Genomic DNA, 8,279 nt, shown 5'->3' on the forward strand with positions numbered 1-8,279 from the left:
GTCGGGGAGGCGCGCCTCCAGGGGGTCCTCGCGGCGGGACGTGCGGGAGCGCAGCATGTCCAGGCACACCCGTCCGACGACGGTGGTCAGCCAGCCGCCCAGGTTGTCGATGTCGCCGGCCTCGGAGCGGCTCAGCCGCAGCCAGGCCTCCTGGACGGCGTCGTCGGCCTCGGCGAGCGACCCCAGCATCCGGTAGGCGACCGCCTTCAGATGGGTGCGGTGCCCCTCGAACCGGTCGGCCAGAAACTCGCGCTCGTCCATCACGTCCCCCTCATCCGCTTCCGTCATAGCACTGACGGACCGGACGCGGCCGATGTGACCGGGGGTCAGGTCTTGGACATGTCGACTTCGCGGATGGTGCGGTCGACGCCCGCGGCGGCGTAGGCGGCGGTCTCGTCCAGGGTCTCGTTCTCCAGGAGGGCGGCGGCGAGGGTGTCGAGCTTGCCGCGGTTGGCGCGCAGGGTGTCGAGGGCCTCGGCGTAGCACTCGTCGACGATGCGGCGGGCCTCCAGGTCGACGGCGTCCAGGGTGCCCTGGGCGGCGTACTGGCCCATCGGGCCGTCGCCGTCGGCCGGGAGGATCGAGAGGGGGCCGACCTTCTGCGACATGCCCCAGCGGCCCACCATGCCGCGGGCGATCTTGGTGACCTGCTCCAGGTCGCTCTCCGAGCCGGTGGTGATCACGCCGAAGACGAGCTCCTCGGCGGCCATCCCGCCGAGCGCGCCGATGATGCGGCCGCGCAGGTAGCGCTCGTCGTAGGCGTAGCGGTCGTCGTCCGGGGTGGACACGGTGACGCCGAGCGCGCGGCCGTGCGGCACGATCGTGATCTTCCGGACGGGGTCGGCGCCCGGCTGCAGCATGCCGAGGAGGCCGTGCCCGGACTCGTGGTAGGACGTGCGGCGCCGCTCCTCGAACGGCATGACCAGCGACCGCCGGGTGCCGAGCTGCACCTTCTCCAGGGCGCTCTGGAGGTCGTCCATGTCGACGGCGTTCTTGGCGCGCTTGACGGCGAGCAGCGCGGCCTCGTTGACCAGGTTGGCCAGCTCGGCGCCGGTCATGCCCGGTGTCATCTTCGCGATCGAGACGAGGTCGGCCTCGGCGGCGAGCGGGACCTCGCGGGTGTGCACGCTGAGGATCGCGACGCGTCCGTCCAGGTCGGGCGGGGACACCGCGACCTGCCGGTCGAACCGGCCGGGACGCATCAGCGCCGGGTCGAGGATGTCCGGGCGGTTCGTCGCGGCGATCACGACGACGCCCTCGGAGCCGGAGAAGCCGTCCATCTCGGTGAGGATCTGGTTGAGCGTCTGCTCGCGCTCGTCGTGCCCGCCCATGCTGGCGCCGCCGCCGCGGGTGCGGCCGATGGTGTCGATCTCGTCGATGAAGATGATGGACGGCGCGGTCTTGCGGGCCTCGGTGAACAGCTCGCGGACGCGGGCCGCGCCCACGCCGACGACCATCTCGATGAACTCGGACGCGGCGGCGGAGTAGAACGGGACGTCGGCCTCGCCGGCGACGGCGCGGGCGAGCAGCGTCTTGCCGGTGCCCGGCGCGCCGGTCAGCAGGACGCCGCGCGGGATGCGGGCGCCCATCCGGCGGTACTTGCCGGGGTCCTTGAGGAAGTCGACGACCTCGCTGAGCTCCGCCTCGACCTCGTCGATGCCGGCGACGTCGGCGAACGTGGCGCGCTTGTCGTCCGGCGCGACGGGCTTGGGGGAGCGGCCGAAGCCGCCCATGATCCCGCCGCCACCGCCACCGGTCATGCGGCGCTGCAGCCACACCATCACGCCGATCCACAGGCCGACGAACAGCAGTGTCGGCAGCAGCGACAGCGCCAGGTTGGCGAGCAGCCCGCGGTCCTCGTTGACCGGTTTGGCCTCGACCTCGACGCCCTTCTGCACCATCTGCGTATAGATCTTGTCGTCGGCGAACGCGGGACGCAGCGTCTCGAACGAGGTGTAGGTCTTGTCCGCGTGCCCCGGGACCTGCTGCTTGCCCTTCAGCTGGCCCTGGATCTCGTAGCCCTTGGTGTAGACGTCCTTCACGTTCCCGGCGGCGACCTGCTGGGTGAACGCCGTGTAGGGGACCGTCACCCGTTCCTTCTGGCCGGTGACGTGCATGGAGACGTAGCTCAGCGCGAAGACGGCGAGGAGCAGCGCCCAGAAGATCGTGGTGTTGCGGCCGGGCTTCCAGCCGCCTCCGCCGAAGCCGCGTGCGGGCTTGTCGCGCCGGTCCGGGACGCCCTCGGCGCGCCACGGCTGGTCCGGATCGCTGCGGGGCGGCACCGACTGGCGCCGGTCGGGTTCGGCGGAGCCCTGACGGTGCGTCCCGTCGGGCTGCGGCGCGGGTCGCTGGTCCGGCACGTCTGGCATCTCCCCGGAGTCGATCGCGGTGTCCCCTGGTGCCCGGTCGCCGCGGCGGCCGGTCCGAACCCCGGCGGGGTCCCGGGGGAGTAAACGGTGTTCGGGCCCGATCCGTTCCCCCGGCACCGATCCCGCGCCTACTGCGGCGCGGGCGGCGTGACGAAGCCGTACTTGTTGAACAGCTTCTGCGCGGCGGGTGTGACCAGCCACGATACGAAGGCGTTCGCGGCCTCCTCGTGGTCTCCGCCCCGGACGGCAGCGGCGGGGAAGGCGGCGGTGGCGTTCACGTCCGCCGGGATGGGGACGCTGCTCGCCGCGATTCCGGCCGAGCGCAGGTCGGTGATGTAGACGAGTCCCGCGTCGGCCTCGCCGGCGCGGATCCGGTCCAGGACGGCCCGCGCCCCGATCTCCTCGCTGCGCCACCGGACGTTCAGCCCCGCCTTGGCGAAGACCTGCCGGGTGTAGCGGCCCACCGGGACCGACCCGGCGCCGACGACCACCCGCAGGCCCGGCCTCGTCAGGTCGCGGAGGCCGCGGATGCGCCGCGGGTTGCCCGGCGCGACGGCGATCGTGAGCGAGTCGTGCGCGATGACCCGGCGGTGCTCGCCGAGGTCCTCGCCGGCCTCGTCCATGCTCGCCTTGTCCGACGTCACCAGGACGTCGCACGGGTCGTGTGCGGACAGCCGGTCGGCCAGTTCCGGCACGCCGCCGAACTCGAAGCGCAGCTTGAGCCCCGGGTTCTCCTGGTGGTAGGCCGTCCCGATCTCGCCGAAGACCTCCGTCATGGAGGAGTCGGCGAGGACGGTGAGCGTCACCGGCCCGGACGAGCCGCCGCAGCCCGCGCCGAGGCCGGCGAGGGCGAGCGGGGCGAGCAGCAGGGACGCGCGGAGACGCCGCCGACGGGGGGAATCGGGCATATGACCGCATCCTAGGGTCGGCGGGCCCGCGCTCCCCGGATTCGGCCTGGCGTGTCAGTGCCCCGCACTAGTGTTCCGGGTAATTGGAGATAACTTCCCGGAGGCCCGACGATGTCCCTCGACCTGATGGAACTGCTGCCCGGTGACTGGCGCGAGCGGCTCGACCCGCTGCTCGACCCGATCGCCACCGCCGCGCTGGGCGCGTTCGTCGCGGGGGAGTACGCCGCGCAGACCGTCTACCCGCCGCGCGACGACCTGTTCAACGCGTTCCGGCACTGCCCGTTCGACGGCGCCCGCGTCCTGATCCTCGGCCAGGACCCCTACCACGGCCCCGGCCAGGCGCACGGGCTCAGCTTCAGCGTCCAGGACGGCGTGCGGCTCCCACCGTCGCTGCGCAACATCTACAAGGAGCTGGCCACCGACCTCGACGTCCCGGCGGCGGCGTCCGGCGACCTCACCCGCTGGGCCGACCAGGGCGTCCTGCTGCTGAACGCCGTGCTGACCGTCCGCGGCGGCGACGCGGGCTCGCACGCCGGCAAGGGCTGGGAAGACTTCACCGACGCCGCGATCCGCGCGCTGAACGACAAGAGCGAGCGGGTCGTGTTCGTCCTCTGGGGCGCCTACGCCCGCAAGAAGGCCCGGCTGATCACCGGCCCGCAGCACACCGTGATCGAGTCGGCGCATCCGAGCCCGCTCAGCGCGAAGAAGTTCTTCGGGACGCGCCCGTTCAGCGCCGTCAACAAGGCCCTCGTCGACGCCGGCCTGCCCGAGATCACCTGGGGATAGCCGGCGGCGCCTCGTCCCCGCGGGGGATCGGGGTCACCCGGTGGCGGGAAGCGCGGCCCCGGCGGCCCGGTGGATCGTCGGAGCCATGACCGTTTCAGCTCATCCGCTCACCGGACGGACGCGTGCCGCGCACGACGGCCCCGGGCGCCTGCGCCTGGCCGTCTGCGCGGCGACGATCGCCGCGTGCGTCCCCTACCTCACGATCAAGATCGCGTGGCTGTCCGGCAGCACGGTCGGCTGGAACGACGCGGCCGCCGCCGAGGACTCCGCGCTCTACGTGGGCAACGCGATCACCATGGGCATGGACGCGGTGGCCGTGCTGGTCGCGCTGGCCTTCACGTTCAGGTGGGGCCGGCGCATCCCCGCGTGGCTGGTCCTGACGCCCATCTGGATCGCCGTCGGGCTGCTCGCCCCGATCGTCCTCGCCGTCCCGCTGGGGACGCTCCTGCAAGTGGCCTTCTCGTCAGAGCCGCTCACAGCGGGCGACGACGCGATCCAAGGCTGGGTGTACGGCATGGTCTACACGGGCTTCACGTTGCAGGGGCTCGGGTTGCTGACGGCCTTCGTCCTGTACGCGCGGAACCGGTGGCCCAGGGTGTTCTCCGTCCTGACCGCCGATGTCCCGAAGGGCGCGACCCACCCGCTGCAGGTGCTCCTCGCGCGGGCGGCGACCGTCCCGGCGGCCGTCTTCGCGGCCGTGCACCTCTTCTGGGCGTTCGGCGGTACGGCCGGCCTCCGCGGCGACGAGATCGCCGACCGCAACGCGCCCCAGCAGCTGGCCGACGGCGTGTGGGGCGTCCTGGCGCTCGCCGGCGCGGCGGCGCTTGCGGTGATCGTGCGGCGCGCGTCCCGCCCTGGCCGGTTCGTGGTGGCGCTCGCCGCCGCCTGGGCCGGGTCGGCGGGCACGTTCACATGGTCCCTCTACGGCCTGCTGCTGATGCTGAGCCGGCCGGGCATGCTGGCGGGGAACCCTTCCGCCGGCGCCGGCCTGACCGCTCTCGCGGGCCTGCTCGCCGGTCTCCTCATGGGCGTCACCGGCGCGTTCCTGCTGGCCGAGACTCAGAGCGCCAGGCCGACCGCCAGCAGGACGCCGTAGACGATCTGGAGCCGGCCGGTCTCGCCCAGCACCGGGATCAGGGCGGGGCCGGCCGCGCCGTTCAGCACCTTCTGCGTCGGCGGCAGCGACAGCGGCGCCGCGAGCAGCGCGATCAGCGCCCACGGGTGGACGGCCCCCAGCGCCAGCACGACCATGAACGGCAGCGCGGCGCAGGCCGCGTAGAGGATCCGCGTCCACCGGTCGCCGAGCACGACGGCGAGGGTCCGCTTGCCCGACTCGCGGTCGGTGGGGATGTCGCGCAGGTTGTTGGCGACCAGCAGCCCGCACGCCAGCAGCCCGATCGGCACCGCCGCCGCCCACGCCTCCCACGGCAGCCCCTCGACCTGGACGTAGACCGTCCCGGCGACGGCGACCAGGCCGAAGAAGACGAACACCGAGATCTCGCCCAGCGCGCGGTAGCCGTACGGCGTCTTGCCGCCCGTGTAGAACCAGGCCGCGAGGATCGCGAACGCGCCGACGAGCAGCAGCCACCAGGTCGTCACGGCGGCGAGGACGAGCCCGGCGACGGCCGCGGCGAGGAAGCTGCCGAGCGCGGCGGCGAGGACCTGCTTGGGCGGCGCGACCTTCGACCCGACGAGGCGGAGCGGCCCGACGCGGTCCTCGTCGGTGCCGCGGATGCCGTCGCTGTAGTCGTTGGAGTAGTTCACCCCGATCTGCAGGACGAGGGCGACGAACGCGGCCAGCACGGCACGCCACCAGACGGGGTCGCCCTCGCCGACGGCGACGCCGGTGCCGACGACGACGGGGACGAGGGACGTGGGCAGAGTGCGGGGCCGGGATCCGGCGACCCATTGCGAGAGCGTGGCCACAGTTACCGCTGTTCTCTGGGATGACAGGGGGACTACCGATCCGATTCTCCCCGATGAAGATCAATGCTCGGGCGCAGGCGCAGCGACAGGGCGAGTCCGAGCGCGAGGACGGCGGCGGTCGTGAGGGCCGCGTGCCTGGTCGCGACGGCGAGGCTCTGGTCGGCGGCGCGCGCCTCGGCGGCCAGCGCCGGGGTGTCGTGAAGATCACGTCCGTAGGTCCCGGCGCTCTCCCGCAGGTCGCGGGCGATGGCGGCCTGCCGCTGCGGCGGCAGCGCCGACCCCGACAGCCGGTCGGCCATCGCGTGCCCGAGGCTCGTCGCGAACACCGTCCCGATGGCGGCGATGCCGAGCGCCGCGCCGATCTGCCGGGCCGTCGACTGCGTCCCGGACGCCTGCCCGGACCGCGCCGGCGGGACGTCCGCCAGGGACACGTTCGTGAGCTGCGCCGACGTGAGGCCGAGGCCCAGCCCGTACAGCAGCATCCACGGCGCGAGGCCGAGCCCGCCGGTCGTCGCGGACACGGTGAGGCCCAGCGCGACGACCGCGACGACCTCCAGCACCATGCCGATCTGCACGGCCCGGTGGGCGCCGCGCTTGTTCGCGAGCCTGCCCGCGTACCCGCCGGACAGGAACGCGCCGACGGCGAGCGGCAGGATCGCCAGGCTGATCTGCATCGGGTTCGTGCCGTGCACGCCCAGCAGGAACAGCGGCAGGACGAACAGCAGCCCCAGTTCGCCGACGTTGATGAGGGCCGACGCCAGGTTCCCACGCCGGAAGTTCGGGATGCGGAACAGTTCGAGGTCGAGCATCACCGGCCGTCCGGCCGCCGCCCGGGACCGCTCCACCACGACCAGCGCCGCGATCAGCACCGCACCGAGCCCGAGGACGACCGGGACCGGCGACAGCCCCCGCTCCGGCCAGTCGAACCCGGCCATCGAGAACGGGCGCGTCGCGGCCCACCAGCCGTACGACTGGCCCTCGATGATCCCGCACACCAGCGCGCCGAGCCCCAGCACCGACAGCGCGCCGCCGATCCAGTCGATCTCGCGGCGCGCGCTCCCGGCGCCGGGCGCGCGGGTCTCGGGCATGCACCGCAGCGCCGCCGCGATCAGCAGGACGCCGAGCGGCAGGTTGATCCCGAACGCCCACCGCCAGCCGCCGCCGGTGGCCAGGGCCCCGCCCGCGAGCGGCCCGAGCGCCGCCATGCCGCTGATCATCGAGCCCCAGATGCCGAACGCGACGGCGCGGTCCCGCCCGGTGAACACCGCGTTCACCGTGGACAGCGTCGCCGGCATGATCATCGAGGCGCCGACGCCCTGCAGCGCCCGCGCGCCGATCAGCGCCGAGCCGTCCCCGGCCAGCGCGGCGGCGACGCTCGCCACCGCGAACACCGCCGTGCCGAGCACGAACATCCGGCGGCGCCCGAACAGGTCGCCCGCCCGCCCGAACGGGATGAGCAGCGCCGCGAACACCAGCGAGTACACCGAGGTGACCCATTCGGCGTCCGTCGTCGTCAGGCCGAGATCGGCGACGATCCGGGGGAGCAGCACCCCGGCGATGGTGGCGTCCACGACGATCAGCGAGACGCCGAGGCTCATCACGACGACGCCGAGGCGGCGGTGCCGGGCGGCGGGTGCCGCCGCGGAGGCATGCGGCGGCGTCAGGAAGGTGGACTCGGGCACGGCTTCAAAGATATGGCCGGACCCGCCGTGCGGCTCACCGACCCCTGGCTAGGCACCGGTGTCGCTGATGTCGGTGTGCAGCCGGATCTGCCGGACGGGCTCGCCCATGTCGAGCGTCCGGGCCGTCCCGTCGGGCGCCCACCCGGCCGAGCCGAGGAACGTCCGCGTCACCTCGTCGTCCTCGAAGACCCAGGTGACCAGGGTGGCGCAGCCGTCCTCGCGGAGCAGGTCGGCGGTCGCGGCGAGCAGCCGGCTGCCGTGCCCGGCCCGCGTGTGCAGCGGGTCGACGAGCAGGGTGATCACCTCGGCGGTGCCGGCCGGGTCGAGATCGGCGTCCTCGGCCGGCCCGTGCGCGGCGAACCCGACGACCAGGTCGGACGCCACCGCGACCAGCAGCCGGTGCCGCGGGCTCGGCGGCGCCGTCGCGGCCTCCGCCCACTTCTCCCGCCACTGCTCCACCGCCGCGCCCCCGGTCACCTGGTCGAGCACCCCGGCCGGAAGCAGCTCGCGGTACCCGTGCCGCCAAGCCCGCACCTGAATCTCGGCCACAGCGGCCGCGTCCGCCCGCCGGGCCGGCCGCACCCCCACATCCGCCACGCCCACCCACG

8 protein-coding genes are annotated in these 8,279 nt (G+C 73.6%); 2 read left to right on the plus strand and 6 right to left on the minus strand.

Annotated features, from left to right (window positions below; all coding sequences use genetic code 11):
• The 3 genes from E1293_RS41065 to modA all read right to left on the minus strand — a co-directional run.
• The coding region (locus E1293_RS41065; protein ID WP_279473341.1) for a sigma factor at positions 1-261 on the minus strand (261 nt) is incomplete at its 3' end.
• A gap of 65 nt (positions 262-326) precedes the next feature.
• Positions 327-2,360, minus strand: coding sequence for an ATP-dependent zinc metalloprotease FtsH (gene ftsH / locus E1293_RS41070; RefSeq protein WP_279473340.1), 2,034 nt, complete (start codon positions 2,358-2,360; stop codon positions 327-329).
• Between the two features lie 137 nt (positions 2,361-2,497).
• On the minus strand, positions 2,498-3,277 hold the full coding sequence (modA, locus tag E1293_RS41075) for a molybdate ABC transporter substrate-binding protein (RefSeq protein ID WP_132204578.1): 780 nt from the start codon (positions 3,275-3,277) through the stop codon (positions 2,498-2,500).
• Positions 3,278-3,388: 111 nt separating this feature from the next.
• Between modA and E1293_RS41080 the strand changes: the two genes are divergently transcribed.
• Positions 3,389-4,063 (plus strand): uracil-DNA glycosylase, encoded by a 675-nt coding sequence (locus tag E1293_RS41080; RefSeq protein ID WP_132204580.1) that lies wholly within the window; start codon positions 3,389-3,391, stop codon positions 4,061-4,063.
• Between the two features lie 85 nt (positions 4,064-4,148).
• A complete protein-coding gene (locus tag E1293_RS41085; RefSeq protein WP_132204582.1) occupies positions 4,149-5,159 on the plus strand; it encodes a DUF3995 domain-containing protein in 1,011 nt (336 codons plus the stop codon).
• On the opposite strand, the gene E1293_RS41090 is transcribed toward E1293_RS41085, so the two are convergent.
• The 3 genes from E1293_RS41090 to E1293_RS41100 form a co-directional block, all read right to left on the minus strand.
• On the minus strand, positions 5,123-5,989 hold the full coding sequence (locus E1293_RS41090; RefSeq protein WP_132204584.1) for a 1,4-dihydroxy-2-naphthoate polyprenyltransferase: 867 nt from the start codon (positions 5,987-5,989) through the stop codon (positions 5,123-5,125). The genes E1293_RS41085 and E1293_RS41090 overlap by 37 nt on opposite strands.
• 32 nt (positions 5,990-6,021) lie before the next feature.
• Positions 6,022-7,671: an MFS transporter gene (locus E1293_RS41095; RefSeq protein WP_243717328.1), complete on the minus strand. Its 1,650-nt coding sequence runs from the start codon at positions 7,669-7,671 to the stop codon at positions 6,022-6,024.
• Positions 7,672-7,719: 48 nt separating this feature from the next.
• Positions 7,720-8,279, minus strand: a 560-nt coding sequence (locus tag E1293_RS41100) for a GNAT family N-acetyltransferase (RefSeq protein WP_341770249.1), incomplete at its 5' end; no start/stop codon positions are given.

Source organism: Actinomadura darangshiensis (assembly GCF_004349235.1).
Lineage (GTDB): Bacteria > Actinomycetota > Actinomycetes > Streptosporangiales > Streptosporangiaceae > Spirillospora > Spirillospora darangshiensis.